The 1,380-nt window shown below is 69.6% G+C and carries 1 protein-coding gene; it reads right to left on the reverse strand.

What is annotated here, in order from left to right:
* The coding region (gene dxs / locus HLH29_RS19235) for a 1-deoxy-D-xylulose-5-phosphate synthase (RefSeq protein WP_182968978.1) at window positions 1-1,380 on the reverse strand (1,380 nt) is incomplete at both ends.

Genomic DNA, 1,380 nt, shown 5'->3' on the forward strand with positions numbered 1-1,380 from the left:
GGCGGTGGCTGCGATGGCGGTGGCGTCGAGCCCGGCCTCGCGATACTGGGCGTCCTGGGTGTTGTGGTCGATGAAGCGATCCGGCAGCGTCATCGGGCGGAAGCGGACGCTGTCGAGCAGGCCGGTGCGCGCCAGATGGTGCATGACATAGGCGCCGAATCCGCCTTCCGCACCTTCCTCGATGGTGATCAGCACCGCGTGGTTGCGGGCCAGATTCTCGATCAGCGCGGTGTCGAGCGGCTTGGCGAAGCGGGCGTCGGCCACCGTGGGGGCCAAGCCCCCTGCTGCCAGGATGTCGGCGGCCTTCAGTGCCTCGGCCAGGCGGGTGCCCAGCGACAGGATGGCGATGCCGCCCTTCTCGCGCCCGGCCTGGCGGCCCATTTCGCGAACGATGCGGCCACGGCCGATCTCCAGCACGCTGCCTTCCTCGGGCAGGGCCAGGCCCAGGCCGTTGCCGCGCGGATAGCGCAGGGCGATCGGGCCGTCATCGAAGGCGCAGGCGGTGGCCGTCATGTGCAGCAGTTCCAGCTCGTCGCTGGGGGCCATGATGGTCATGCCGGGCAGGCAGCCCAGGTAATTGATGTCGAACGCGCCCGCATGGGTGGCGCCGTCGGCGCCGACCAGGCCGGCGCGGTCGATGGCGAAGCGCACCGGCAGGTTCTGCAGCACCACGTCGTGCATCACCTGGTCGTAGGCGCGCTGCAGGAAGGTGGAATAGATGGCGCAGAACGGGCGCAGCCCCTCGGTGGCCATGCCGGCGGCGAAGGTCACCGCATGCTGCTCGGCGATGCCGACATCGAAGAAGCGGTCCGGCCAGGCGCGGGCGAAGGCGTCGAGCCCGGTGCCGGACGGCATGGCGGCGGTGATGGCGACGATGCTGTCATCCTGCTTCGCCCGGCGCGTCAGCTCGCGGCTGAAGACCGAGGTGTAGCTCGGCGGGCCGGGGGGCGCCTTGTTCTGCTCGCCGGTCACGACGTTGAACTTGGCCACCGCGTGATATTTGTCACCCGCCGATTCGGCCGGGCGGTAGCCGCGGCCCTTCTCGGTGATGATGTGCAGCAGGATCGGGCCCTTGTCGTCGGCGTCGCGCAGGTTGCGCAGGATCGGCACCAGCTGGTTGAGGTCGTGGCCGTCGACCGGGCCGACATAATAGAAGCCCAGCTCCTCGAACAGCGTGCCGCCGGTGATCATGCCGCGCGCATATTCCTCGGCCTTCTTGGCGGTGCGCTCCAGCCGCTCGGGCAGGCGGCGGGCCACCTTGCCGGCGAGGTCGCGCAGGCCGAGGAACTGGCGCGAGGACATCAGCCGCGACAGGTAGTTGGACATGGCGCCGACCGGGGGGGCGATCGACATCTCGTTGTCGTTCAGCACCACGATCAG

The sequence above is a fragment of the Gluconacetobacter tumulicola genome, from assembly GCF_014174215.1.
GTDB lineage: Bacteria > Pseudomonadota > Alphaproteobacteria > Acetobacterales > Acetobacteraceae > Gluconacetobacter > Gluconacetobacter tumulicola.